27 protein-coding genes and 2 pseudogenes are annotated in these 22,062 nt (G+C 60.4%); 16 read left to right on the top strand and 13 right to left on the bottom strand.

Translation table 11 applies throughout. The annotated features are described in order from the left end of the window. Nucleotides 1–79 precede the first annotated feature (79 nt). From WH299_RS13065 to WH299_RS13050, 4 genes are all read left to right on the top strand, one after another. Complete coding sequence (locus WH299_RS13065) at nucleotides 80–679, top strand: class I SAM-dependent methyltransferase (RefSeq protein WP_028619387.1); 600 nt, start codon at nucleotides 80–82, stop codon at nucleotides 677–679. 122 nt (nucleotides 680–801) lie between these two features. Continuing rightward, nucleotides 802–1,935 carry a ribonuclease D gene (gene rnd / locus WH299_RS13060; protein WP_339550454.1) on the top strand — a complete coding sequence of 378 codons (1,134 nt, stop codon included), beginning with the start codon at nucleotides 802–804 and terminating at the stop codon, nucleotides 1,933–1,935. Beyond that, nucleotides 1,932–2,225: a YcgL domain-containing protein gene (locus WH299_RS13055; protein WP_028619389.1), complete on the top strand. Its 294-nt coding sequence runs from the start codon at nucleotides 1,932–1,934 to the stop codon at nucleotides 2,223–2,225. The genes rnd and WH299_RS13055 overlap by 4 nt, the downstream gene beginning before the upstream one ends. A gap of 107 nt (nucleotides 2,226–2,332) precedes the next feature. Continuing rightward, on the top strand, nucleotides 2,333–3,265 hold the full coding sequence (locus WH299_RS13050) for a D-2-hydroxyacid dehydrogenase (protein ID WP_122724941.1): 933 nt from the start codon (nucleotides 2,333–2,335) through the stop codon (nucleotides 3,263–3,265). Between the two features lie 35 nt (nucleotides 3,266–3,300). On the opposite strand, the gene WH299_RS13045 is transcribed toward WH299_RS13050, so the two are convergent. After that, nucleotides 3,301–3,885, bottom strand: coding sequence for a nitroreductase family protein (locus WH299_RS13045; protein ID WP_122724943.1), 585 nt, complete (start codon nucleotides 3,883–3,885; stop codon nucleotides 3,301–3,303). A 154-nt stretch (nucleotides 3,886–4,039) separates the two neighbouring features. On the opposite strand from WH299_RS13045, the gene WH299_RS13040 reads away from it, so the two are divergent. Both WH299_RS13040 and WH299_RS13035 read left to right on the top strand, forming a co-directional pair. Then, a complete protein-coding gene (locus tag WH299_RS13040) occupies nucleotides 4,040–4,489 on the top strand; it encodes a YcgN family cysteine cluster protein (RefSeq protein ID WP_003172524.1) in 450 nt (149 codons plus the stop codon). A gap of 12 nt (nucleotides 4,490–4,501) precedes the next feature. Continuing rightward, nucleotides 4,502–5,722 carry a hypothetical protein gene (locus tag WH299_RS13035; protein WP_339550453.1) on the top strand — a complete coding sequence of 407 codons (1,221 nt, stop codon included), beginning with the start codon at nucleotides 4,502–4,504 and terminating at the stop codon, nucleotides 5,720–5,722. On the opposite strand, the gene WH299_RS13030 is transcribed toward WH299_RS13035, so the two are convergent. From WH299_RS13030 to WH299_RS13020, 3 genes are all read right to left on the bottom strand, one after another. Beyond that, complete coding sequence (locus WH299_RS13030) at nucleotides 5,719–6,069, bottom strand: YgaP family membrane protein (protein ID WP_339550452.1); 351 nt, start codon at nucleotides 6,067–6,069, stop codon at nucleotides 5,719–5,721. The genes WH299_RS13035 and WH299_RS13030 overlap by 4 nt on opposite strands. A 68-nt stretch (nucleotides 6,070–6,137) precedes the next feature. Then, the gene (locus WH299_RS13025; protein WP_003189607.1) at nucleotides 6,138–6,605 is read right to left on the bottom strand and encodes an RNA methyltransferase; all 468 of its coding nucleotides are present in this window, start codon (nucleotides 6,603–6,605) and stop codon (nucleotides 6,138–6,140) included. 166 nt (nucleotides 6,606–6,771) lie between these two features. Further along, on the bottom strand, nucleotides 6,772–7,146 hold the full coding sequence (locus WH299_RS13020; RefSeq protein WP_025858458.1) for a YajD family HNH nuclease: 375 nt from the start codon (nucleotides 7,144–7,146) through the stop codon (nucleotides 6,772–6,774). Nucleotides 7,147–7,244: 98 nt separating this feature from the next. On the opposite strand from WH299_RS13020, the gene WH299_RS13015 reads away from it, so the two are divergent. Further along, on the top strand, nucleotides 7,245–8,165 hold the full coding sequence (locus WH299_RS13015) for a ParB/Srx family N-terminal domain-containing protein (RefSeq protein ID WP_339550451.1): 921 nt from the start codon (nucleotides 7,245–7,247) through the stop codon (nucleotides 8,163–8,165). A gap of 4 nt (nucleotides 8,166–8,169) precedes the next feature. On the opposite strand, the gene WH299_RS13010 is transcribed toward WH299_RS13015, so the two are convergent. Further along, nucleotides 8,170–8,850 carry a hypothetical protein gene (locus tag WH299_RS13010; protein ID WP_339550449.1) on the bottom strand — a complete coding sequence of 227 codons (681 nt, stop codon included), beginning with the start codon at nucleotides 8,848–8,850 and terminating at the stop codon, nucleotides 8,170–8,172. A gap of 78 nt (nucleotides 8,851–8,928) precedes the next feature. Between WH299_RS13010 and WH299_RS13005 the strand changes: the two genes are divergently transcribed. After that, a complete protein-coding gene (locus tag WH299_RS13005; protein WP_068934897.1) occupies nucleotides 8,929–9,207 on the top strand; it encodes a hypothetical protein in 279 nt (92 codons plus the stop codon). Here WH299_RS13005 and WH299_RS13000 read toward each other — a convergent pair. Together WH299_RS13000 and WH299_RS12995 are read right to left on the bottom strand one after the other, a co-directional pair. Then, entirely contained in the window at nucleotides 9,204–9,677 is a 474-nt protein-coding gene (locus WH299_RS13000) for a cyclic nucleotide-binding domain-containing protein (RefSeq protein WP_339550447.1), read from the bottom strand. The genes WH299_RS13005 and WH299_RS13000 overlap by 4 nt on opposite strands. Nucleotides 9,678–9,746: 69 nt before the next feature. Continuing rightward, nucleotides 9,747–11,789, bottom strand: coding sequence for a S9 family peptidase (locus WH299_RS12995; protein ID WP_122724951.1), 2,043 nt, complete (start codon nucleotides 11,787–11,789; stop codon nucleotides 9,747–9,749). Between the two features lie 25 nt (nucleotides 11,790–11,814). Here WH299_RS12995 and WH299_RS12990 point away from each other — a divergent pair, with 25 nt between their 5' ends. The 3 genes from WH299_RS12990 to WH299_RS12980 are packed head-to-tail and all read left to right on the top strand — an operon-like array spanning nucleotide 11,815 to nucleotide 13,712. Continuing rightward, the gene (locus WH299_RS12990; protein WP_028619398.1) at nucleotides 11,815–12,351 is read left to right on the top strand and encodes a hypothetical protein; all 537 of its coding nucleotides are present in this window, start codon (nucleotides 11,815–11,817) and stop codon (nucleotides 12,349–12,351) included. A gap of 30 nt (nucleotides 12,352–12,381) precedes the next feature. Then, the gene (locus WH299_RS12985; protein ID WP_122724953.1) at nucleotides 12,382–13,158 is read left to right on the top strand and encodes a class II glutamine amidotransferase; all 777 of its coding nucleotides are present in this window, start codon (nucleotides 12,382–12,384) and stop codon (nucleotides 13,156–13,158) included. An 11-nt stretch (nucleotides 13,159–13,169) separates the two neighbouring features. Next, nucleotides 13,170–13,712: a DUF2937 family protein gene (locus WH299_RS12980; RefSeq protein WP_032888750.1), complete on the top strand. Its 543-nt coding sequence runs from the start codon at nucleotides 13,170–13,172 to the stop codon at nucleotides 13,710–13,712. A gap of 109 nt (nucleotides 13,713–13,821) precedes the next feature. On the opposite strand, the gene WH299_RS12975 is transcribed toward WH299_RS12980, so the two are convergent. Next, nucleotides 13,822–14,742, bottom strand: coding sequence for a LysR family transcriptional regulator (locus tag WH299_RS12975; protein WP_122724955.1), 921 nt, complete (start codon nucleotides 14,740–14,742; stop codon nucleotides 13,822–13,824). Nucleotides 14,743–14,917: 175 nt separating this feature from the next. On the opposite strand from WH299_RS12975, the gene WH299_RS12970 reads away from it, so the two are divergent. From WH299_RS12970 to WH299_RS12955, 4 genes and pseudogenes are all read left to right on the top strand, one after another. After that, a complete protein-coding gene (locus tag WH299_RS12970; RefSeq protein WP_126570028.1) occupies nucleotides 14,918–15,658 on the top strand; it encodes a 5-oxoprolinase subunit PxpA in 741 nt (246 codons plus the stop codon). Beyond that, the gene (locus tag WH299_RS12965; RefSeq protein WP_339550445.1) at nucleotides 15,655–16,359 is read left to right on the top strand and encodes a 5-oxoprolinase subunit B family protein; all 705 of its coding nucleotides are present in this window, start codon (nucleotides 15,655–15,657) and stop codon (nucleotides 16,357–16,359) included. The genes WH299_RS12970 and WH299_RS12965 overlap by 4 nt, the downstream gene beginning before the upstream one ends. Continuing rightward, a complete protein-coding gene (locus tag WH299_RS12960; RefSeq protein WP_339550444.1) occupies nucleotides 16,356–17,273 on the top strand; it encodes a 5-oxoprolinase subunit C family protein in 918 nt (305 codons plus the stop codon). Before WH299_RS12965 ends, WH299_RS12960 begins: the two co-directional genes overlap by 4 nt. A 10-nt stretch (nucleotides 17,274–17,283) precedes the next feature. Then, nucleotides 17,284–17,442 (top strand): annotated as a pseudogene (locus tag WH299_RS12955) (hypothetical protein); the annotation flags it as partial. Nucleotides 17,443–17,507: 65 nt separating this feature from the next. On the opposite strand, the gene WH299_RS12950 reads toward WH299_RS12955, so the two are convergent. Together WH299_RS12950 and WH299_RS12945 are read right to left on the bottom strand one after the other, a co-directional pair. Then, the gene (locus WH299_RS12950; protein WP_323623960.1) at nucleotides 17,508–18,167 is read right to left on the bottom strand and encodes a hypothetical protein; all 660 of its coding nucleotides are present in this window, start codon (nucleotides 18,165–18,167) and stop codon (nucleotides 17,508–17,510) included. Between the two features lie 88 nt (nucleotides 18,168–18,255). Further along, nucleotides 18,256–18,423: pseudogene (locus WH299_RS12945) on the bottom strand (biotin-dependent carboxyltransferase family protein); the annotation flags it as partial. Between the two features lie 130 nt (nucleotides 18,424–18,553). Here WH299_RS12945 and WH299_RS12940 point away from each other — a divergent pair. After that, a complete protein-coding gene (locus WH299_RS12940) occupies nucleotides 18,554–18,826 on the top strand; it encodes a hypothetical protein (RefSeq protein WP_126570033.1) in 273 nt (90 codons plus the stop codon). Between the two features lie 33 nt (nucleotides 18,827–18,859). Here WH299_RS12940 and WH299_RS12935 read toward each other — a convergent pair whose 3' ends face one another. The 3 genes from WH299_RS12935 to WH299_RS12925 form a co-directional block, all read right to left on the bottom strand. Beyond that, nucleotides 18,860–20,038, bottom strand: coding sequence for a vWA domain-containing protein (locus WH299_RS12935; RefSeq protein WP_016975243.1), 1,179 nt, complete (start codon nucleotides 20,036–20,038; stop codon nucleotides 18,860–18,862). Further along, the gene (locus tag WH299_RS12930) at nucleotides 20,038–20,883 is read right to left on the bottom strand and encodes an AAA family ATPase (protein WP_003210690.1); all 846 of its coding nucleotides are present in this window, start codon (nucleotides 20,881–20,883) and stop codon (nucleotides 20,038–20,040) included. Before WH299_RS12930 ends, WH299_RS12935 begins: the two co-directional genes overlap by 1 nt. 99 nt (nucleotides 20,884–20,982) lie before the next feature. Further along, nucleotides 20,983–22,059, bottom strand: coding sequence for a DUF748 domain-containing protein (locus WH299_RS12925; protein WP_339550443.1), 1,077 nt, complete (start codon nucleotides 22,057–22,059; stop codon nucleotides 20,983–20,985). Nucleotides 22,060–22,062: the final 3 nt, after the last annotated feature.

Below are 22,062 nucleotides of genomic sequence, written 5' to 3'. Positions count from 1 at the left end.
TTCGACCTTTTTTTGACATTGCACTGGTTAAGCTGCGAATCAAGGTCGTTCACTGCCGTTCCACCCACATGAGCCCGCGATGTCGCCACAACCACCATCCTCCATCGAGATTGAATACGCCGAGCGCTGTGACCGTGAGCACGCCAGGGTCTGCGGCGATACACGGCCGCCAGGGCTGCGGCAGCGACTGGCGTCGTGGCGCGATGAGCGGATGGTGCGCCAGGCGCTGAAAGTTGCCGGTGAACCTGGGTTGGTGTTGGACCTGGCCTGTGGCTCGGGGCGCTTCTGGCCAGTGCTGGCCGAACACGTCAACCGGGTGATCCTGGCGTCGGACAACTCCCAGGACATGCTCGACCATGCCCGCACCCATCACCCGGCGTCCTTGCTCAAGCGCGTCAAGACCTTCCAGGGCTCGGCGTTCTCCATCAGCTTGTCGGCGAATGCGGTGGATTGCATTTTCTGCCTGGAATTGTTTCGCCATGTGCCCAGCAGTGAAGGGCGCTTGGCCCTACTGCGCGAGTTCCACCGGGTCAGCCGCGACACGGTGATTGTCTCGGTCAACTCCCGTACCTGCGTCGATGATGAGTTCCGCCAGGCGGGCTTCAAGGTCCTGCATCATCAAGAATTCATGCCTGGCTCAAGCCTGTGGCGGGTCTACGTGCTGCGTAAGAGAGGATAAGTCCCGCCTGTCGGACTATTCTTCAACTCCTGTCTGAGTTTTCATGGTTGCCTGTGCACTGCGGATGCTCGCTAGCCCCTTTCGCGATATATACTGCGCGCCATTCTTCAAGGGAGAGCCGTGTGGCCATCGATATTCACTGGATCTGCGACAACGATAGCCTCGGCCAGCATTGCGCCGAATGGCAGCAGTTGCCATTCGTCGCCCTCGACACCGAATTCATGCGGGTCGACACCTTTTATCCCATTGCCGGGCTGATCCAGATTGGTGATGGCGTGCGCGCTTACCTGATCGATCCCCTGACCATCGACAACTGGCAACCCTTGGCCGCCTTGCTGGAAAACCCGGCAGTGATCAAGGTGGTGCATGCCTGCAGCGAAGACCTGGAAGTGTTGCTGCGCTTGACTGGCAGCCTGCCAGTCCCGCTGTTCGACACCCAATTGGCCGCCGCTTACCTGAACCTCGGTTTCTCCATGGGCTATTCGCGCCTGGTGCAAGCCGTGCTGGATATCGAGCTGCCCAAGGGCGAGACCCGTTCGGACTGGCTGCAGCGGCCCTTGTCCGAGACGCAAGTCAGCTACGCCGCCGAAGACGCGGTGCACCTGGCTGAGGTCTACACGCGTCTGCGCCCGCAGCTGTCGGACGACAAGTACGCCTGGGTGCTGGAGGACGGCGCGGAGTTGGTCGCCAACCTGCGCCGCGAAGTCGACCCCTACGAGGTGTACCGCGACGCCAAGCTGGCCTGGAAGCTGTCCCGCGCCCAACTCGCCGTACTGCGTGAGCTGTGCGCCTGGCGCGAGCAGCAGGCCCGCGCCCGTGACCTGCCGCGCAACCGCATCATTCGCGAACACTCGTTGTGGCCCTTGGCCAAATCCCAGCCGGATAACCTCGCCGCCCTGGGCAAGATCGAAGACATGCACCCGCGCACCGTGCGTCAGGACGGCCAGTTCCTGCTGGACCTGATCAAGCGTGCCGGCAGCGTACCGATGGACCAATGGCCGCCTGCTGTTGCCGAACCGTTGCCGGTGGATGCCGCCGCGCTGATCAAGCAACTGCGCGCCCTTGGCCAGGCGGAAGCCGAACGCCTGAAGATGGCGCCGGAACTGATGCTGCGCAAGAAAACCCTCGAAGCCCTGGTCAAAAGTGGCTACCCCGATGGGCCTTATAAATTGCCAGACTCGCTGCGTGGCTGGCGCCGCGAGTTGATGGGCCAGGCGCTGCTCGACAGCCTGGCTACCGCCGGAGAACAGCCTTGAAACGTATTTGCTCCATTTACCGCAGCACCAAACGCGCCGGCATGTACCTTTACGTACTCAAAAGTGATGAGCTTAAACGTGTGCCCGAAGGTTTGCTCGCGGTGTTCGGCCAGCCGCTGCTCGCGTTCAACCTGGTGCTGACGCCTGAACGCAAACTGCAACAGGAAGACATCGTGCAGGTGCTGGAAAACCTCGACAAACAGGGTTACCACCTGCAAATGCCGCCGCCCGAGGACGAGTACATCGAACACTTGCCCGAAGAACTGCTGCGCCGCAACGACCCGATGTGATCGACCGGTGCTCCGTCCGGGGCACTTGCTTCAATGGAATCGTATAAGTGGGCGGTGGCCGTAAGGATGCGGGCAGCCGTCCGTACTGTTTTTGAAAGGTTTTATGCATGCGTGTTCTGATTGCTGAACAGGATCACCCGCTCTACGCCCAATTGCTGGGCGAAGCGGCACCGGACCTTGAAGTGTTGACCAGCGGCGACTCGGCAGAACTGTCGCGCCTGGCCGCCGATTGCCCGGTCTGGCTGGGCCAGCCGGACCTGCTGGCGACGCTGCTGCGCCAGGGCCATCACCCGCAATGGCTGCAATCGACCTGGGCCGGTATCACCCCGTTGCTGGCTGAAGGCTTGCCCCGCGACTATCGCCTGACGCGTGCGGTGGGCATTTATGGCCAGGTCATGGCCGAATTTGTCCTCACCTATATGCTCGGCCACGAACGTGAGGTATTGGCACGTCTGGTCAGCCAGGTCGAGCGCAAATGGGACAACCGCATGGGCCAGAGCCTGGCGGGGCGCAAAGTGCTGATCGTCGGCACCGGCGATATAGGCCAGAGCGTTGCCGAGTTCCTGGTGCCGTTCGGCGTGAAGTTGTACGGCATCGCCAGCACCGCTCGAGAGCAGGCGCCGTTTGTCGAAGTGGCCGGGCTTGACGCCCTGGGCCGTCTGGTGGGCGAGGTGGACTACGTGATCAACCTGCTGCCCAACACGCCGAGCACCCATGACCTGTACGACGCGGCGCTGTTCAAGCAATTCAAGTCGACCGGGTTGTTCATCAACGTCGGACGCGGAGTGGCGGTGGTGGATGCGGACTTGGTCGAGGCCCTGAAAGAAGGGCACCTGGCCGGTGCGGTGATTGACGTGTGCCGCCAGGAACCGCTGCCGCAACGTCATCCGTTCTGGACCGCGTGGGGCCTGTTGTTGACCGGGCACAGTTCGGCACCGACGTCACCAGCATTGATGGTGGAGTTGTTCGTGCAAAATGTGCGGGCGTATCAGGCCAAGCAAGCATTGCGTGGAACCGTGGATTTCGAGCGCGGTTACTGATAGCAGAGGAGCCGGCATGCCGGCTCCTCTTGGCATTACAGGCTGAAGTCACCTTCCGATACCAACTCGCTCAACGGCCGGCGTGGGCTCGGCGTTTCGCGACCTTGCAGGTACTCCGGCAAGCTCGACTTGTCCCCCAATTTGCCAATCGCGACGGCGGCATGCAGTGCATAACCTTCCGGGATTTTCAGCTCTTTGCGGGTCAGGTCCTGATCGAAACCGGCCATGCCGTGGGTGTGCCAGCCGCTGAGGCTAGCCTGTAGCGCTAGGTGGCCCCAGGCCGAGCCTGTGTCGAAGGTGTGCCACAGTGCCGGGGTTTCTTCCGTAGCGCCGGGGGCGGTGAAGTCGGTTTTCGAAGCGATGATCACCAGGGCCGACGCGTGTTGCGCCCAGCCACGGTTGAATTCATTCAGCAAGCCCAGGAAACGCTCCCAGTCCGGCGTGTCGCGGCGCGCGTATAGAAAGCGCCAAGGCTGCGAGTTGTAGGCGGACGGCGCCCAGCGCGCGGCTTCGAAGAAACTCAGCAGGGTCTCCTTGGAGATGCTCTCGCCGGTGAAGGCGCGGGGCGACCAGCGGTCGGTGAACTGGGTGTGGATCGGATAGTCGGCAACACGTGTCATGGAGCAGTTCCTGATCGTCAATTCGGCGCTCAAAGCTACTGCGCGGCCACTAGACTGACAAGTGTTGTAACACCGCCAGTCGTAAGCGCTTGGCCCCAGGGGCCTTGGGCACTAGACTGGCGGCCTTTTCACCTACCGATACTGATGTAGAGCCATGGCCGCCAAAGTCGAACCTTTCTGGATACGCAAAACCCTTGAACACCTCGACCAGGAGGAGTGGGAGTCGTTGTGCGACGGCTGTGGCCTGTGCTGCCTGCAAAAGCTAGAGGACGAAGACGACAACAGCGTCTATTACACGCGGATCGCCTGCAAACTGCTCGACCTGAAAACCTGCCAGTGCACCGACTACCCGAACCGTCGCGCGTCGGTGCCGGATTGTATCCAGCTCACGCCGGGCCAGGCTGACCAGTTCAAATGGTTGCCGCCCACCTGCGGCTATCGCCTGGTCAGCGAGCGCAAGGACCTGCCGCTATGGCACCACCTGGTCTGCGGCGACCGCGATGCCGTGCACCACGAACGCATTTCCCAGTCCGGGCGCATGCTCAGCGAAGGCAGCGTGCCCGAAGACGACTGGGAGGATTACCTGATTTTCCGCGCGGGCTGACAAGGAGTGGGTATGAGGGGGGCAATCAAGCTGGCGGCATCGTTGGTGTTGCTGACGCTGAGCACATCGGCGTGGTGCGCGAAGAAAGTCGACCTGGATTATCACGTCAAACTGTTGCCCCAGAGTGATCAGGCTGAAGTGCGGGTGAGTCTGTCCCAGGGCTCGGCGGTGCGCAGCCTGAACTTCGACCTTGGTACCGATGGTGACTACAGCGACTTCAAGGCCGACGGCCAGTGGAGCGTCACCGAGCATCGCGGTCAGTGGCAACCCAGCGCCAATAAAGCCAGCCTGACCTACCGCGTACGCCTCACCCATGCACGCAAGGCCGGTGTCTATGAAACGCGGATGACGCCGAGCTGGGCGTTGTTTCGCGGCGAAGACCTGGTGCCGACGGCGAGACTGGACCAGCAAGACGGCGTCGAGTTGGTCTCACGCCTGGTGTTCGAACTGCCAGCCGGCTGGAAAAGCGTTGAAACCGCTTGGCCGCGCATCGGCAAGCACAAATTCCGCATTGATAACGTCTCCCGCCTGTTCGATCGGCCCACCGGCTGGATGCTCGCTGGCAACCTCGGCAGCCGCCGTGTGCGCCTGGGCGAGACGGAAGTCACCGTGGCTTCGCCCAAGGGCCAGGCCATGCGCCGCATGGATGTGCTGACATTGCTGACCTTCGTCTGGCCCCAAGTGGAAGCGGCCTTCCCGCGCCATCCGGCCAAGCTGCTGGTGGTGGGCGCCAGCGACCCGATGCGCCGTGGCGCGTTCTCGGCGCGGGATTCGGTCTACCTCAACAGCCGCACGCCGCTGGTCAGCGAAAACGGCGGCAGTCCGTTGATACGTGAAGTGGTGCAGGCGATCGGGCGCTTCAATGATCACGACACCAGTGACTGGATCAGCGAAGGCCTGGCCGAGTACTACGGCATCGAACTGGTACGTCGGGCCGGTGGTATCACCGACGAGCGGTATCAAGTAATACAGGCGCGGTTGGCCAAGGAAGGCAAGGACGTGACCAGCCTGCGTGGCGAACACGTCAGCGGTGCGACGGTGTCACGGGCGGTGGTGGTGTTGCAGGAACTGGACCGCGAGATTCGTGTGAAGACTCACAACAAACGGTCATTGGATGACCTCGCGCAGGCGGTGATGCGTGCCAACAGCATCACCACCGCGGAGTTTGTGAAGCTGGCTGAAAGCATCATCGGCGAGTCGTCGGTGGTGCTGGACAACAAGCTGCTGCGTTAGCCGGTGGTTTTAGTAGCCTTCTCGGCCGCGACTTCGGCCTTGGTCTTCAGATTCATCAGCTCGGCCCCGGCGCGTTCGATCTTTGTGCGCACCGCGTTCATGTCCTGGCGGCCCTGCTCCAGCTTGTCCTTGAGCGAGCTGTGACCGGTAAAACCACGGGCCAGCGCCACACCGCCGATGGCCACCTGGATCAAACCGAAAATCCCGCCACGGCGCAGGCCTTTGCCCACCATCATCGCGCCACCGGCCACCGAGCCAATGCGCTCCCAGCCGTGCACGTTCTGTGTGGGCTGGGTCTCGAAAGGCGTGTGTTCGATGATAGGTCGCAAGGTTTTGCTGTCGCTCATGATCTGTCTCCAACGAGGGCTATTGATAAATAGCTGACTGCCCGCAGGCACCGGATGTTCCCGCAATCTCAATACTTGGGGCCCGAGCGGGTGTTGTTGCCCTTGGCCAGGCGGTCGTAAAGCACGACGTTGACGGTGGCGGCAAGGTTCATGCAGCCGGTGGTCGGTATGTAGACCACGTCTTCGCACCAGTCGCGGATCTCTTTGTCGAGGGAGCCGTCTTCCGGGCCGAAGATGTACAGCGCGCGGTCGGGGTGGGTGTATTCCGGCAGGGGACGAGCGCCCTCCACCAGCTCCACGGCAACGGGAATGCAGCCCAGGGGCAGAATTTTCTTCAGGTCATCAATGCCGATCAGCGGAATGTCGTGGTGGACTTTCTTGGTGTCGGTGATGAAGTCCCGCGCGCGCTCGTAACGCACGCCGGTGTAGAACACCGAGGCCACGCCGTAGCAGCCGGCGGCACGCATGACCGAGCCGACGTTTTCGGGGGATTTGGGGTTGTACAGACCGATGCAGCTGTAGCGTTTATTGCCCACGGGGAAGGGTGCCTTGGAGGAAAACGGCGATTATACGGGGATTAGGCAGGGTGCGGTGTTGTCTGGGATATCGCTATCGCGGGCAAGCCCGGCTCCCACAGAGGAATGCATTCCAATTGTGGGAGCTGGCTTGCCTGCGAAGAGGCCGGCACAGTCAGCGAAGATTTCAGTCGTCCTTCTTCATCAACCCTGCCAACGCCGCAAACGGGTTATGCGTGGCCTTGGCAATCGTCGGGCTGCTGGTAGAACCTTCGCCGAAGTATTGCTGGTCGGTGTAGCGTGAGTGTTCGTTGTCGTGGCAGTACAGGCAGAGCAACTCCCAGTTGGAACCGTCCTGGGGATTGTCATCATGATTGTGGTTTCGGTGGTGTACGGTCAATTCACTCAGGCGTTTGCCAGAGAACTCACGGGCGCAGCGGCCGCACACGTGGGGGTACATTTTCAAGGCTTTATCGCGGTAGCCCATTTCCCGGTCGCGCTGGGCATCGGCAAGGATGCGGTCCAGCTTGGCGGTGTGGGAGGGCGGGTTGGTCGAGCTCATCATGGCTCCTGGCTATTTTGGGGTTCACGGATAGGGTTGATTCTAGCCGCTCGCGATGCAAATAACCGCTTCACTTTATCGATAAGGATCTGAAACGCATGCGTCTGCATTCATGGACTGTTGCACTGTTGTTGTGTGGGCTCACGGCCCAAGCCCAGGCATTCTCTACACCACAACCCGGCCAGGTGATCGAGGTGGCCCTCGACCAATTGCACCCGACCCAGGCGGTGGTGGGTTTTGACCAGATTTACTACAGCCTCGGCCTGTTCGCTGACAAACCCGCCAAGGTCTTCGATGAATACTGCGAAACCAACGGCCAGGGCGAGGCCGACAAAGTGCCCAAGAGCGCGGACCTGCACAAGCCGGCGAGCTTCACCTGCAAGGACCCGGTGGGCACCCATCCCGACGACATGAAAACCGTGGTGGTCGGCCCTGGCGGCCAGTTGTACCTGACCGACGGTCATCACAGTTTCACCACCTTGTGGGAAGTGCCCGGCGGTGGGCCTCGCCTGAACATGTGGGTCAAGGTCACCGATGACTTCAGCAACAGCCCGACCATGGCCAACTTCTGGCAGCGCATGGAGGCCGCGCGCAAGGTCTGGCTCAAGGACAATCAAGGCCAGACCCTGCCGCCCGAGCAACTGCCGGCGCATCTGGGCTTCAAGAACCTGCAGGACGACACTTTTCGCAGTCTGGTGTATTTCACCCGCAAGGCTGCGTATGGCAAGCCTGAGGCCGGGGAGATCGCGCCGGAGTTCCTGGAGTTCTACTGGGGCAACTGGCTGCGCACTCAAATTGATCTGGGCAAGTACAACCTGAACAAGAAGGGTGGCTACAAGGACGCCATTGAGGCCGTGGCCAAGCGCATGGTCAGCCTGGCGCCGGGCTCACAGGTCGGCGATAGCGGTTTCACCGTCCATCAACTGGGCGGCATGACTAAACTCGACCGAAATGAGCTGGAAAAGACCTTCGACAAAAAAGTCCCCTATGTGATCGATTACCGCAATTCCCTGCGCTAACCGATCACACCTTCTGCGCAATCCAGATGGTGTGTCGGGTGCCCTTGTTACCATGGGCAAACACCTGCACTTCCTCGGCCTTGAAACCGGCCTTGCGCAGTTTGTCGCTGAACAGCTTGTCCGCGCTGGCCGACCACACGGCCAGCACGCCTTTGGGGCGCAGGGCCTTGGCGCAGGCGGCCAGGCCGGCGGCGGAGTAGAGCCAGCTGTTGGCCTTTTGCGTGAGGCCTTCGGGGCCGTTGTCCACGTCCAGCATGATCGCGTCAAAGCCCTGGGGCTCGGCCTGCAGCACCTTGGCCACGTCTTCCAGGCGGATCACCGTGCGCGGGTCCAGCAGCGGGCGGCCGGATTTTTCGCCCAGCGGTCCACGGTTCCACTCCACAACGCCCGGCACCAGTTCTGCCACGATCACTTCGGCAGTCTTGCCCAGGTGCTTGAGGGCTGACGCCAGGGTAAACCCCATGCCCAAGCCACCGATCAACACCCGTGAATCCGCACGCCCGGCGACTTTGCGGCAAGGGATTTCCGCCAAGGCATCTTCGGAACCGTGCATGCGCGTGTTCATCAACTGGCCGCCGTCACCGCCCTGGATCTTGATGACGAAATCTTCACCGTATTCGAACAGGCACAAGGCACCGCCGTTGTCGGGGATCGGGGTGGTGTCCAGCAGAACGAAACGTTTCATGGAAATCTCATTGGGAAGGGCATTCTTGCGCGGTTGGGAGTAGCCTTACGACATTCCGGTCAGGCCATGGAGCCATCGATGAAGTGCAGCATTCTAACGGTCATTGTGTTGAGCGCGCTCGCCTCTGGTGCGGCGCAGGCTCAGGAGTTGCAAACCGTACCGGTCGCGCCCGCCCCAACGCCGGGCGCGCCGGGCACCCCGACGCCGACGTTGTACCCGCAAGTCACCCCACCGGTCGTGCCCAAGACCAACGGTTCGCCGCCCTTGGTGCCGATCGTGCTGCCAACGCCGCCCAAGGACCAGACGGTGCCGGGCCTGCTGCAAAATGACAGCAAACCGAAGACGCCTGGCGGTTAAAACTGTTGCGAGAGTAATTGCCCATCGGCCATGCGCAAGCGCTTGGACAGGGCGATGGCAATCGCGCGGATGATCTTGGCGGCGACCCTGGGCGCTTCGTTGAGCATTTTTTCCAGGGAGTCCTTGCCCAGATTCAGCAGCACGCAGTCACTGGCCGCCATGCAACTGGCCGAGCGTCGCTCGCCGTCGAGGACCGCCATTTCGCCAAAGGCCCGACCGCTGCGCAGGGTGGCGATGGTCAGGCGCTGGCCATCGTGGTTGGTTTTTTGCACCGCCACCTGGCCGCTGTGGATGATGCACATGAACGTGCCAGCATCGCCCTCGAGGAAAATCACCTCATCGCGGGCAATGCTGCTGATATTGAAATAGCCGGCGGCGACGTGAAAGTCTTCCGGCAACAGCGGGTCGAACAGGCCGCAATCCATGAGCATGTCGCGGATTTCGTTATTGAGAAGCGTCGGTTGTGGCATGGCAGCAGTATTGATCCGTCAATCATGTGGGGCGTTCTGTGTTCAGACAGAGCCGCCCCGCTAAGTTCCTTAAATGAGTTCCAGCGCCCTGAACACAAAGCCATATTCGAGTGCTACGTCACGTAATCCCTGGTAACGACCGCTCATGCCACCGTGGCCGGCGCCCAGCTCGGTCTTGAGCAACAGCAGGTTGTCGTCGGTCTTGGTGTCGCGCAGCTTGGCCACCCACTTGGCGGCTTCCCAATATTGCACGCGGCTGTCGTTGTAGCCGGCGATCACCAGCAGGTGCGGGTAGGCCTGGGCGCGAACGTTTTCATACGGCGCATAGGCCTTGATGCGCTCGTAGACGTCCGGTGCTTGCGGGTTGCCCCACTCGTCGTACTCGGTGATGGTCAGCGGCAGTTCAGGGTCGAGCATGGTGTTGAGCACATCGACAAACGGCACTTCGGCAATCGCCGCCTGGAACAGCTCCGGACGCTGGTTGAGCACTGCGCCGATCAACAGGCCGCCGGCACTGCCGCCGCTGATGGCCAGTTGTTTGGAGGTGGTCAGGCCCTCGGCGATCAGGTGTTCGGCGCAGGCGATAAAGTCGCTGAAGGTGTTCTGCTTGTGTTCCTGCTTGCCGTTGCGATACCACGCCTCACCCAACTCACCGCCGCCGCGCACATGGGCGATGGCAAACGCCACGCCTCGGTCCAGCAGGCTCAGGCGTGCATGGGAGAACCACGGGTCCAGGCTCGAACCATAGGCGCCGTAGCCATACAGGTAGAGGGGCGTTGGTTTACCCAACTGGTCGCGCTTGACCACCAGGCTGATCGGCACCTGGGTGCCATCCGCCGAGGTGGCCCACAGGCGCTGGCTCACGTAATCGTCGGCATTGAACACACCGAGTACCGGGGTTTCCTTGAGCACCTGTTGCGCGCCACTGGCCAGTTCCAGCTGACGGACCTGGGCCGGGCGGTTCAGGGCTTCGTAACGCAGGCGGATCTTGTCGCTGACAAATTCCAGGCTGTTCTGTACGTAGAGGCTGTAGGCAGCGTCAGGCAATTCCACGCGATAGGCCGGCAAGCCCTGCGGGTGCACTTCGATCACCGGCAGGCCACCGATGCGCAGGCTCAAGGTCATGGCATGGGTGTTCAGGCTCACGCCATCGAGCATCACCTCATCGCTGTGGGGGATCAGGTTCTGCCATTCAGCTTGTGTCGGCACGTCGCCAATGTCGGTTGCCACGAACAGGGCGTAATTGATGCCATCGCGGTTGCTGCGGATAAACCAGGTCCACGCCCCATTTAACTGGCCGTGGTCGACATCGTATTCATGGTCTTCTACACGTGGCGCCAGGCAGGTGAAGTCCAGATGTGGCTGATCGGCGTCCAGGGCCCAGACTTCGCTGGTGGTCTTGCTGCCGAGGGACAGCAGCAACTGGCGCTCGGAGCTGGAACGGTAGCAATGCAGGAAGAAACGTCCGTCGGGTTCATGGAACACTTCCTGCGCCGCCGTGCCGTCCAGGCGATAGCGATACAGCTTGTGCGGGCGGTGGGTGTCGTCCAGTTCGCCAAAGAACAGGGTCAGGCTATCGTTTGCCCAGGTCATGCTGCCGTCGCAGTCTTCAAACGCCAGTTCGCTGACTTTGCCGGTGGCCAATTCCTTCACGTACAGGGTGTAGATCTCTTCACCGCTGGTATCGAGGCTGTAGGCCAGGCGTTGGTGGTCGGGGCTGATGCTGAACGCGCCGAGGGAGAAGAAACCGCCATTGGCCAGCACGTTCGGGTCGAGCAACAACTCTTCGCTGCTGTCGTCCACCTGATTGCTGTCGTCGGCCGGGCGGCGGCAGCGGTAGTGGCGGGCGTATTCGTCACCGGCGGTGGTGCGGGTGTAATACAGATACGGGCCCCACGGTGACGGCAGCGACAGGTCGGTTTCGAGAATGCGGCCCTTGATCTCCTCGAACAGGGTTTCGCGCAGTGCTGCCTGGTCGGCGAGCTGGGCTTCCTGCCAGGCGTTTTCGGCCTTGAGGTAATCGAGCACCTCAGTGCTGTCGCGCTCTTGCAGCCAGGCGTACGGATCTGGACCTTGGGCCTTGCGGGCAATCGGAGCGGTCGATGTAGGCATGGGATTATTCTCTATCGGGCGGACGGTGGCAGGCTTTGCAGCCGCGACACGCAAAAGCCGTTATCATAGCCGCCTGTTTGCCAACCTTGCCATGGACACCATGACCGAGAACGACTATCTGACCGCTTGGGGCCTTTACGCCTTCGCCGCTTTGGGCTGCCTATTGGTGTGGTGGCGCATGACCCGCTGGATCTGGCGCTGGCTGCGCGAGCCGCTGCAATTGCTGATGGCGGTGCTGCTGTTCAGTCCGACCATCGTCGACCCGGTCAAGACCCAGTTCGCACCGGCCGTGGCCATCACCGCCCTGGACCTGGTGCTCAAGGTCGGCAATAACGCCTGGCGGGCCATTTCCGATCTGTTCATGTACACCATGATCGCCTTTGGCGTGTACCTGGTGTTTGTGCTGATCCGTTGGCCCATCGAGCGCGCCGCCAAGGCCCGCCGTGAGCGCAAGGCCGCCGCGGATGCTGCGCTGGCTGCCGAGCCGGATCAAGATGAAGACGACGTGCCTTTTCGCCGTCCTGCACCTGTGAGCGGTATGCGCGTCGAACCGCGCCTTTAACGTTGTCCGCCCTGCTGCGAGAGCCCTGGCATGTGTGAATTATTGGGCATGAGTGCCAACGTCCCCACCGATATCGTGTTCAGCTTCACTGGGCTGATGCAGCGCGGTGGGCGCACCGGTCCCCACCGTGACGGTTGGGGCATCGCGTTCTATGAAGGCCGTGGCCTGCGCCTGTTCCAGGACCCGGCCGCCAGCAGCGAATCGGAAGTCGCGCTGCTGGTGCAGCGTTACCCGATCAAGAGCGAGGTGGTGATTGGGCATATCCGCCAGGCCAACGTCGGCAAGGTCAGTTTGGCCAACACCCACCCGTTCGTGCGCGAACTGTGGGGCCGCAACTGGTGCTTTGCGCATAACGGCCAGTTGGCCGACTTCAACCCACGCGCCACCTTCTACCGCCCGGTGGGCGATACCGACAGCGAAGCGGCCTTCTGCGATCTGCTCAACCGAGTGCGCGAAGCTTTCCCGGAGCCGGTGGACATTGAAGAAGTCCTGCCGGACCTGATCGCCGCCTGTTCCGAATACCGCAGCAAGGGCGTGTTCAATTGCCTGCTCAGCGACGGCGACTGGCTGTTTTGCTATTGCTCGACCAAGCTCGCACAAATTACCCGTCGCGCTCCGTTTGGCCCGGCGCGCTTGAAAGATGTCGACGTGATCGTCGATTTTCAGGCCGAAACCACGCCCAACGACGTGGTGACCGTGATCGCCACCGAGCCTTTGACCGACAACGAAAACTGGACCCGCTACGAACCGGGCCAATGGAGCCTGTGGCGACGTGGTGAATGCGTCAGCCAGGGCATCACCGAGTAAGGATATCGACCATGTTGCTCAGTTATCTGCGGTTGGTGCTGTTTGCCATTGGCCTGTTGGTCGGCGTGCAAGTGCCGGGCTTCATCAATGACTACGCCAAGCGTGTCGAAGCCCACCTGATCGAGGCCCAGACCGGCCTCAGTGGGTTTGAAACCACTGCACGGCAGTTCTTCAACGGTGACTTGAAGGCATTGGTCGCGCATTACCGCGCCAGTGATGACCCGGTGTTCCAGAGCGACGCCAACAGTCTGGGCGCCATGCTTGATCGCCAGGTAGCCTTGGACAAACAATTTCAGGCCATGCAAGGCCCGTGGTACATCCGCGCCCTGCAAGTGGCGGTGGCGGCGGACCCGGATATCCGGCAGGAAACCTGGAACGGCTACAGCTATCAGATCCTGCTGACGCCCGAGGCCATGGGCTGGGGGCTGGGCGGGGCGATGCTGTTGTCGTTCGGCCTGGAGTGCCTGTTCCGTTTGATCGACTGGGTGGTGTTGGGCGGCAAGCGCCTGCGCCAGAGTCGACCGATTGAAGAGCGAGACCTGAAAGGCCTCTAAAGACCGACGCGGTCAAATGTGGGAGCTGGCTTGCCTGCGATAGCTATTTATCAGTTAATGCATCAGTGACTGATACACCGCTATCGCAGGCAAGCCAGCTCCCACAGTTTTAATCGGGTTTTGTCAGTAACATTCTGTCTTCACCGACCTCTTCGGCATACCGTGCCACCACCTTCTGGCACAACCCGACAATCTCTTCCACCAGTTCCACCCCCACGCGCCACGACACCACCACCTGCAAGTTCGGCAGTTTCTGCGCCATCGGCAACATCACCAATTCGCCGCGCGCCAGTTCTTCGCTGACCAGCACCGGCGGCAGCGCGCCAATTCCGAAGCCATCGCGCAACAAGCGAGTAATCGCCGACACCGAGTTCACACAGTTCATCCGTGGCGCGGCCACGCCGTTGGCTTGCATCAGGCTGATCACGTCCTGGTGCGGATGGGAGTTTTTCGAGTAGGTGATGATGCGCTCCTGGGCCAGTTCGGCCAGGGAGGCGTAGTCACGGTTATAGATCGACTGGCTGGCGACGATCCAGGCCATGGGGTGGCTGCACAGCTCCAGGCTGCGCACGGTTTCGAGGCGCAGCAGGTCGGTTTGCAGGATCAGGTCGAGGAAGCCTTTTTGCAGCTGATCGCTGAGGTTCAGCGCGGTATCGGCGACCAATTCGATTTCTACCAGCGGGAAGTAGTCCATCAGTTCCGCCACCAACGGGCTCAGCCAGGTGTGGATCACCGTGTCCATCGCGCCGATGCGGATGCGCCCGACTTTGCTGCTGGTAGTCTCCAGGGACTGCTTCAAGCCCTGCATGGTCACCATCATTTGCTCGGCGTAATCGAGCACCTTCAAGCCTTCCGGGGTCAGGCTCACGCCGCGTGAGTCACGCAGAAACAATTTCACCCCCAGTTCACTTTCCAGCACCGCGATGCGGCTGGAGATCGACGCCTGGGTGGTGAACAACTTCTCGGCGGTCAGGCGGAAACTCTTGAGCTTGGCCACCCAGACGAAGGTTTCGAGGAACTTCAAATTCATGGGATCAACTTTTTCTTATGCATGGATCGGTTTTTATTAGTTGGACGCCGCACCGGGCCAGCGCCAAAAATCGAGCCATTCCACGATAAGCGTCGTAGGGGGGTCAGGACAAGTTGCGAGTTCTGTGTAAAAAATCCCACACTACAAAAAAATAAAGCCTACAGGAGCGACCAGCGTGAGCCGCCTTCTTCTGAATTGCGACATTGGCGAAAGCTTCGGTAACTGGACCCTGGGTCTGGACGCCGAGGTCATGCCGTTCATCGATTGCGCCAATGTGGCCTGCGGCTTCCATGCCGGTGACCCGAGCATCATGCGCAAGACCGTCAGCCTGGCACTCAAGCATGGCGTGCAAGTCGGTGCGCACCCGGCGTATCAGGACCTGCAGGGTTTTGGCCGTCGTTCCATGGTCTACACGCCCCAGGAAATCCAGGACCTGTTGCACTATCAGATCGGCGCCCTCGACGGCATCTGTCGGGCGCAAGGTGGGCGGGTCAGCTATGTGAAGCCCCACGGCGCGATGTACAACGACATGATGGCCAACCCGGCGCAATTGCGTGCGGTGATCCAGGCCGTGGCGGCCTACGGCGAACTGCCGCTGATGTTGCTCGCCACCCGCGACAACAGCGTAGCGCAGGCGTTAGGCGACGAGTATGGCGTCACCCTGTGGTTTGAAGCCTTTGCCGACCGCGCCTATGACAACAAGGGCCACCTGGTTTCGCGCCAGTTGCCCGGTGCCGTGCACCACGATTCCGACACCATCCTGCAGCAAGCCCTGACCATCTCCCGAGGTGAAGCCCTGACCGCCAGCGACGGCAGCTCGTTGGTCCTGCAGGCCAATACGCTGTGCGTACACGGTGACAACGCCAGCTCGATCGCCGCCGTGCAGCGTATCCGCGAGGCATTGAAGCCAGCATGAAGCCTCGGATTGAAGTGGTAGCCATCGACTGCCTGATGGTGCGTCTGTTTGATGCAATCGCCGAAGCCAACATGCCGTGGATGCTCGCCGCCACTCAGCGCTTGCGCAGCGGTTTCGGCGCGGCCTTGGTGGACCTGGTGCCGTCCTACACCACCTTGATGGTGCATTACGACCTCGGCGCATTGAACCCAGCCCAGGCACGGGAATTGATCGACCTGGCCCTGACGGACCTGCAACCGCACACCCAGGGCAGCGGCCAGTGCCATGTGCTGCCGGTGTGGTACGACCTGAGCGTCGGTCCCGAGTTGACCCTGCTCAGCCGACGCAGCGGCCTGACCATCGACGACGTGATCCGCCGCCACAGCGCCCACGAATACCAAGTGTTCGCCCTCGGCTTCGCCCCCGGTTTTGCCTTTATGGGCCTGGTGGATGAAATCCTCGCTGCGCCACGCCTAAACACCCCGCGCAAACGCGTGGCGGCGGGCAGTGTCGGCATCGCCGAACGGCAAACCGCCGCCTATCCGGTGGTCTCGCCGGGCGGCTGGAACCTGATAGGCCGCACGCCGGCCAAACTCTTCGATCGTGAGCGAGACGGCTACAGCCTGATGCAACCGGGCGACACTGTGCGCTTCGAATCTGTCGATCACGCCGAATTCATCAAACTGGGTGGCGATGACACGCCGTTGGAGGCGCAGGCATGAGCCGCTTGATCATCGAGGCCAGCACACCGCTGTGCCTGTTGCAGGACGCCGGCCGTTTCGGCGTGCGCCACCTGGGAGTGACCCAGGGCGGCGCGCTGGATTGGGTGTCGATGTCCTGGGCCAACTGGCTGCTGGACAATGCGCTGGACGCGCCGGTGGTGGAAATCACCCTCGGTGGTTTTACCGTGCAGGCCGAGGATTATTGCCTGCTGGCCCTCGCCGGTGCGGATTTGGGTGCTTACATCGACGAACGCGCCATCAGCCCTGGCCGCAGTTTTATACTGCAAAAGGGCCAGCGTTTGCGTTTCACCCAGCCATTCAATGGCGCGCGGGCCTACCTGGCGGCACCGGGTGGGTTTGATGCGCCGGATGTGCTGGGCAGTTGCGCCACCGTTGTACGTGAAGAACTGGGCGGCGTGGACGGTTTCGGTAAGTCACTGGCCGAAGGCGCGTGCTTGGTCTATTCCGGTACAGGTGGCGCAATGAAGGTGCTGAGCGCACCGGATTTGCAATCCGGTAAACCGTTGGATGTGATCGTTGGCGCGCAGATCGGCCAGTTCAGCGGGCAAAGCCTGTTCGATGCGTTCAACACCGAATGGACCCTGGACAGCCGCGCCGACCGCATGGGCATGCGCCTGCTGGGCACGCCGTTGCAGTACCAGGGGCCGTCGCTGATTTCCGAAGGGATTCCGTTGGGCGCAATCCAGGTACCACCGGATGGGCAGCCGATTGTGTTGCTTAATGATCGGCAGACCATCGGTGGTTATCCGCGCCTGGGAGCCTTGACGCCATTGGCGTTGGCGCGCTTGGCGCAGTGTTTGCCGGGTGAAAAAGTACGGCTTGCACCGGTTGTACAGCAAACCGCCCACGAACAGCATGTGAAGTTTTTGGCTCGATACAACAGTGGGGTTTGAGGGCCGTTTTAGTGTTGAGCACTGGAACGAGGAACCTGGGTATGTGTGGATGCAGCGCTTCATGGCCAAGTACAGGAAGTTCATCTGGATTAACCCGTATCCCAAGGACACGTGGGGGTATACCGCCTCGATCAATATCGTTCGGAAACTGATCGAGGGTCAGATGTAACCGCTAACCTTGCGCGGCCTGGGGGAAGGGATGCGGTTCTTGTCCAAATAAGCGCCCAGTATTGCTCAGCATTTTTTGCGTGGACGCGGTACTGGCGGCTTACGCGGTTTTTTCGAAGGCTTGCATGTGTGTGCATCATGCCAGTCGAAGACTAGAAAATTTCGAGTAAAACGGCGGACCAGCTCTGTGTCAACAATGTTGGACTTACCGTCGTTATTCACATCCCAACTAATTGGCGTACCCGCACCGGAACCGTCGCCGTTGGTGTAAAACGCAGCCGTATAGACAATAGTTTCATCACGAGGAACACCCTCGCCTTCATGAAAATGCAGGCGCACGGTATCGGGTATGCCGTTGGCGTCAAAGTCTTCGGCAAAAATCTTCAGGTATTTAACGAAGGGCGCATCCAGGCTGAACCAATTGAACTCAATGAATTGCTGCGCGAATTCAAGCGCCATCACTTCATCCAGCCTGTCGACCACGCCGTTGTTATTGACGTCGTCGGCCAGGCTCCATTCAAGTTTGCCGTCATTATTGATATCGAAGAGGGTGGCTTTTAAAACAACAGGCTGGGCAAGAGCCTCATCGTGAAAGTCCAGGTAAACCACATCAGGTTTGTTGCTGTCGTAGACATCGTGAGCACGCAAGATCAAGAAGCGCATAAAGAAAACCGGTAAAGGAAGAAGACAATAGGCTCCCATTTGTACGGTTTGACGTCGATTCACCGACCTCGCCAGAAACCGTCAGTCAATTCCGACCTCTTTGAGGCGCCGACGGGGAAACTCGCATCAGCGATGCCGAGTTCCTACAAAATCAGCGAAACCGCTGCAAATACTGAATGTGTTGACGGTGCGCAGTCTCTTGAACCACCGGTACCAACCGAACTTTCTACCCCGGCAGACACTGCGCCAGCCGCGCCAGCGCACCTAAACGCGGGTAACCAGCAATGGTCTGCCGATCATTGAGCAACACAATCGGCGCGTTCGTGTGTGCAACGCTGCAGTCGCACAGAGGTGTCAGAAGTGGCTGACTCTTCCTATCAGGTTTAGGGTATCGAGCTTCAGCGGTAGCAATGCCAGCCTATCGGCTCTGCCCTCAACTGATTTGCCATATGCGATTCTTGATCTTGCGCGCTTATGATATCGACGATAACAATAAGCCTGATGTGGTTTATCTGGACTTCTACGATGAAACGCTTGCCTATACGGCTGCCCTCTATATCAGCGGTGATGGCTCCGGTAAGGGAGCCTCTTTAAGTTGGGATGTAAATAACGACGGTCGGATCAATCTTGTGGATAAGGAACTGGTCCAACGTTTCAGCAGGAATTTTCTGGTGTTCGGATGGCACGACGGGTGCCAATCCAAATCATATCAACTCATGTAGAGCGGATATTCGGTTCCTCCGAAGGCTAGCGGTTTACTTGGACAAGAACCGCATCCCTTCTTCCAACCCGCGCAGCGTCAGCGGATACATCTGATCCTCCACCAACTCCCGCACAATCCCCGTCGACGCGGTATACCCCCAGGTGTCCTTCGGATACGGGTTAATCCAGATCAGCTTCTTGTACTTGGCCATGAAGCGCTGCATCCACACATAGCCCGGCTCCTCATTCCAGTGCTCGACGCTGCCGCCGGCCTGGGTGATCTCGTACGGCGCCATCGACGCATCGCCGATAAAGATCACTTTGTAGTCCGCGCCGTACTTATGCAGCAAATCCTGGGTTGAGGTGCGTTCCGAGGTGCGGCGCTGGTTGTTCTTCCACACCGATTCGTACACGAAGTTATGGAAGTAGAAGTACTCCAAATGCTTGAACTCGGTCTTGCACGCGGAGAACAGCTCTTCGCAGATCTTCACGTGGGCATCCATCGAGCCGCCGATATCGAACAGCAATAGCAGCTTGATGGTGTTGCGCCGCTCCGGGCGCATCTGGATATTCAGCAACCCGGCGTCACGTGCGGTGTGGTCGATGGTGCCGTCAATATCCAGCTCTTCCGCAGCACCCTGGCGCGCAAATTTGCGCAGGCGGCGCAGGGCGATCTTGATGTTGCGCGTGCCCAGTTCAACCTGGTCGTCGAGGTTCTTGTACTCGCGTTGGTCCCACACCTTAACGGCCTTGCCCTGGCGCTTGCCGGCATCGCCGACGCGAATGCCTTCCGGGTTATAGCCGCCGGAGCCAAAGGGGCTGGTGCCGCCGGTGCCGATCCACTTGTTGCCGCCGGCGTGACGTTCCTTCTGTTCTTCCAGGCGTTTCTTGAATTCCTCGATGAGTTTGTCGAGGCCACCCAGCGACTGGATCTGCGCGCGTTCCTCATCGGTCAGCGAACGTTCGAATTCCTTGCGCAGCCAGTCTTCGGGGATCAACGCCTGCAGGTGGTCGTCGAGTTTTTCCAGGCCATTGAAATAAGCGCCGAAGGCCCGGTCGAACTTGTCGAAATGCCGCTCGTCCTTGACCAGGATCGCCCGGGCCAAGTAGTAGAACTCGTCCATATCGGCGAAGGTCACGCGCATTTTCAGCGCGTTGATCAGGTCGAGCAGCTCGCGCACCGACACCGGTACCTTGGCGGCACGCATCTCGTTGAACAGGTTGAGCAGCATCAGCGATTACCGCGACGGCTCATGAACGCCAGACGCTCCAGCAACTGCACGTCTTGCTCGTTCTTCACCAACGCACCGGCCAGCGGCGGAATAGCCTTGGTCGGGTCGCGCTCGCGCAGCACGGCTTCGCCGATGTTGTCGGCCATCAGCAGCTTGAGCCAGTCCACCAGTTCGGAGGTGGAGGGCTTTTTCTTCAGGCCCGGTACTTTGCGCACGTCGAAGAACACGTCCAGCGCTTCGCTGACCAGGTCTTTCTTGATGTCGGGGTAGTGCACGTCGACGATCTTCTGCAAGGTGGTGCGGTCTGGGAAGGCGATGTAGTGGAAGAAACAGCGACGCAGGAACGCGTCCGGCAGCTCTTTTTCGTTGTTGGAGGTAATGATGATGATCGGGCGTTTCTTGGCCTTGATGGTCTCGTCGATTTCGTAGACGTAGAACTCCATCTTGTCGAGTTCTTGCAGCAGGTCGTTGGGGAACTCGATGTCGGCCTTGTCGATTTCATCGATCAACAGGATCACCCGCTCTTCGGATTCGAAAGCTTCCCAGAGCTTGCCCTTTTTCAGGTAGTTGCGCACGTCATGCACCTTGTCCACGCCCAGCTGCGAGTCGCGCAGACGGCTGACCGCGTCGTACTCGTACAGGCCCTGGTGGGCCTTTGTGGTGGACTTGATGTGCCAGGTGATCAGCTTGGCGCCGAAGGACTCGGCCAATTGCTCGGCGAGCATGGTCTTGCCGGTGCCGGGCTCGCCCTTGACCAGCAGCGGCCGCTCCAGGGTAATGGCGGCGTTGACGGCCAGTTTCAGGTCATCGGTAGCCACATAGGCCTGGGTGCCTTCGAACTTCATCGGTGTTTCCTCGCATTCATCAATGCCCGGACTATACCGCGCAGCCCCGGCGACTGTGAACGCAGGCGGCTTATTCAGTCTCTGAATGACCAGTCACGATCAATCCGCCGAGGGCTTGGGTTGTTCATAGCGCGCATTGAACGCCTGGATGAACCCATTGCGCAAAATCGCCAAAAACGCGGAAAACGCGCTGACATTTTGCTGGTGCACGCTGCCACTGAGTTCAACACGGGTGGCGAACTGGTTTTTCGCCTGGTTTTTCAGCACGGTTTCACTGGCGCCGACCACGGCCTCCCAGATCGAGCGGAAGATGTTCTTGTCCTTGTTCTCCACATCTTGTTGCCAGTCGAACACTTCCACATCGCGCATCAGCGGCTTGATATAGCCGGTCAACTGGCCTTTTTCCGCCTGGGCTTCGATCACCACGTCGCCGGTGCCAGCCTTGAAATCGAATTTGCCGTAGGCCGAGGCGAAGTCATTCATGCGCTTGAGCTGCAGGTCCTTGGCGCGAAAACGGAATTCGAAGTTCTCGAAATTGCTCAGCGGGTCGAAGGTGGCGGTGGCTTCGAGCGGCGCCTGGCCCAGAAGGAGCGCCTTGCCCTCGAAGCGGGCGTCGCGCTTGCCTTTGACGTCGACCACGTTGGTCAGGTTATAGAAGCTGGCGTTGACCTCGGTGGCATTGATGTTGACCGGTGGTTTGGAGTTGAAGTTGTGGAAGGCGATCTTGCCGTCCTCGATGCGCACCTCGTCGAGGGTGATGGGGGCCAGCTTGCTCAATTGCTCGCGCCAGTCGGTGCCCTTACCGGTCTGGGACGCCTGCTTGTTGGCGCCGCCGTCGACGAAGTTCACTTCGGGGTTGATAAAGCGCACCTTGGCGACTACCGCATGGTCGTACCACAGCGAGTGCCAGCTCACCGCCAGGTCGATCAACGGCGCCTTGACGAACGGTACGGGCACTTTGCCGTCGACCTTGATGATCTCCAGGCCGTTGATCCTGTAGGCGCCGCGCCACAGGGCCAGGTCCACATCGGTAACCTGGCCGCGGTAGTCGCCCATATCAGCGAGCTTCTCATTCAAATAGTTGCGCACCAGGTAGGGCAGGGCGATGCTCAGGGCAACCAGCACCACCAGCAATCCGGCAACGGTCCATAGTGGCCAGCTGTAGCGACGTTTCATGGG

The sequence above is a fragment of the Pseudomonas sp. MYb541 genome (assembly GCF_037479595.1).
Lineage (GTDB): Bacteria > Pseudomonadota > Gammaproteobacteria > Pseudomonadales > Pseudomonadaceae > Aquipseudomonas > Aquipseudomonas canadensis.
This window is presented reverse-complemented; position numbering and strand designations above follow the sequence as displayed.

What these genes read in the sequence shown, in the direction of transcription:
- WH299_RS13045 (WP_122724943.1), bottom strand. Translation starts at nt 3,885, where the DNA reads ATGACACGTGTTGCCGACTATCCGATCCACACCCAGTTCACCGACCGC.
- WH299_RS13040 (WP_003172524.1), top strand. Translation starts at nt 4,040, where the DNA reads ATGGCCGCCAAAGTCGAACCTTTCTGGATACGCAAAACCCTTGAACAC.
- WH299_RS13010 (WP_339550449.1), bottom strand. Translation starts at nt 8,850, where the DNA reads ATGAAACGTTTCGTTCTGCTGGACACCACCCCGATCCCCGACAACGGC.
- WH299_RS13005 (WP_068934897.1), top strand. Translation starts at nt 8,929, where the DNA reads ATGAAGTGCAGCATTCTAACGGTCATTGTGTTGAGCGCGCTCGCCTCT.
- WH299_RS12935 (WP_016975243.1), bottom strand. Translation starts at nt 20,038, where the DNA reads ATGCTGCTCAACCTGTTCAACGAGATGCGTGCCGCCAAGGTACCGGTG.
- WH299_RS13065 (WP_028619387.1), top strand. Translation starts at nt 80, where the DNA reads ATGTCGCCACAACCACCATCCTCCATCGAGATTGAATACGCCGAGCGC.
- WH299_RS13020 (WP_025858458.1), bottom strand. Translation starts at nt 7,146, where the DNA reads ATGAGCTCGACCAACCCGCCCTCCCACACCGCCAAGCTGGACCGCATC.
- WH299_RS12980 (WP_032888750.1), top strand. Translation starts at nt 13,170, where the DNA reads ATGTTGCTCAGTTATCTGCGGTTGGTGCTGTTTGCCATTGGCCTGTTG.
- WH299_RS12960 (WP_339550444.1), top strand. Translation starts at nt 16,356, where the DNA reads ATGAGCCGCTTGATCATCGAGGCCAGCACACCGCTGTGCCTGTTGCAG.
- WH299_RS12995 (WP_122724951.1), bottom strand. Translation starts at nt 11,789, where the DNA reads ATGCCTACATCGACCGCTCCGATTGCCCGCAAGGCCCAAGGTCCAGAT.
- WH299_RS13050 (WP_122724941.1), top strand. Translation starts at nt 2,333, where the DNA reads ATGCGTGTTCTGATTGCTGAACAGGATCACCCGCTCTACGCCCAATTG.
- WH299_RS13035 (WP_339550453.1), top strand. Translation starts at nt 4,502, where the DNA reads ATGAGGGGGGCAATCAAGCTGGCGGCATCGTTGGTGTTGCTGACGCTG.
- WH299_RS12985 (WP_122724953.1), top strand. Translation starts at nt 12,382, where the DNA reads ATGTGTGAATTATTGGGCATGAGTGCCAACGTCCCCACCGATATCGTG.
- WH299_RS13015 (WP_339550451.1), top strand. Translation starts at nt 7,245, where the DNA reads ATGCGTCTGCATTCATGGACTGTTGCACTGTTGTTGTGTGGGCTCACG.
- WH299_RS12975 (WP_122724955.1), bottom strand. Translation starts at nt 14,742, where the DNA reads ATGAATTTGAAGTTCCTCGAAACCTTCGTCTGGGTGGCCAAGCTCAAG.
- WH299_RS13030 (WP_339550452.1), bottom strand. Translation starts at nt 6,069, where the DNA reads ATGAGCGACAGCAAAACCTTGCGACCTATCATCGAACACACGCCTTTC.
- WH299_RS12925 (WP_339550443.1), bottom strand. Translation starts at nt 22,059, where the DNA reads ATGAAACGTCGCTACAGCTGGCCACTATGGACCGTTGCCGGATTGCTG.
- WH299_RS13000 (WP_339550447.1), bottom strand. Translation starts at nt 9,677, where the DNA reads ATGCCACAACCGACGCTTCTCAATAACGAAATCCGCGACATGCTCATG.
- WH299_RS12930 (WP_003210690.1), bottom strand. Translation starts at nt 20,883, where the DNA reads ATGAAGTTCGAAGGCACCCAGGCCTATGTGGCTACCGATGACCTGAAA.
- WH299_RS12940 (WP_126570033.1), top strand. Translation starts at nt 18,554, where the DNA reads ATGCGATTCTTGATCTTGCGCGCTTATGATATCGACGATAACAATAAG.
- WH299_RS12965 (WP_339550445.1), top strand. Translation starts at nt 15,655, where the DNA reads ATGAAGCCTCGGATTGAAGTGGTAGCCATCGACTGCCTGATGGTGCGT.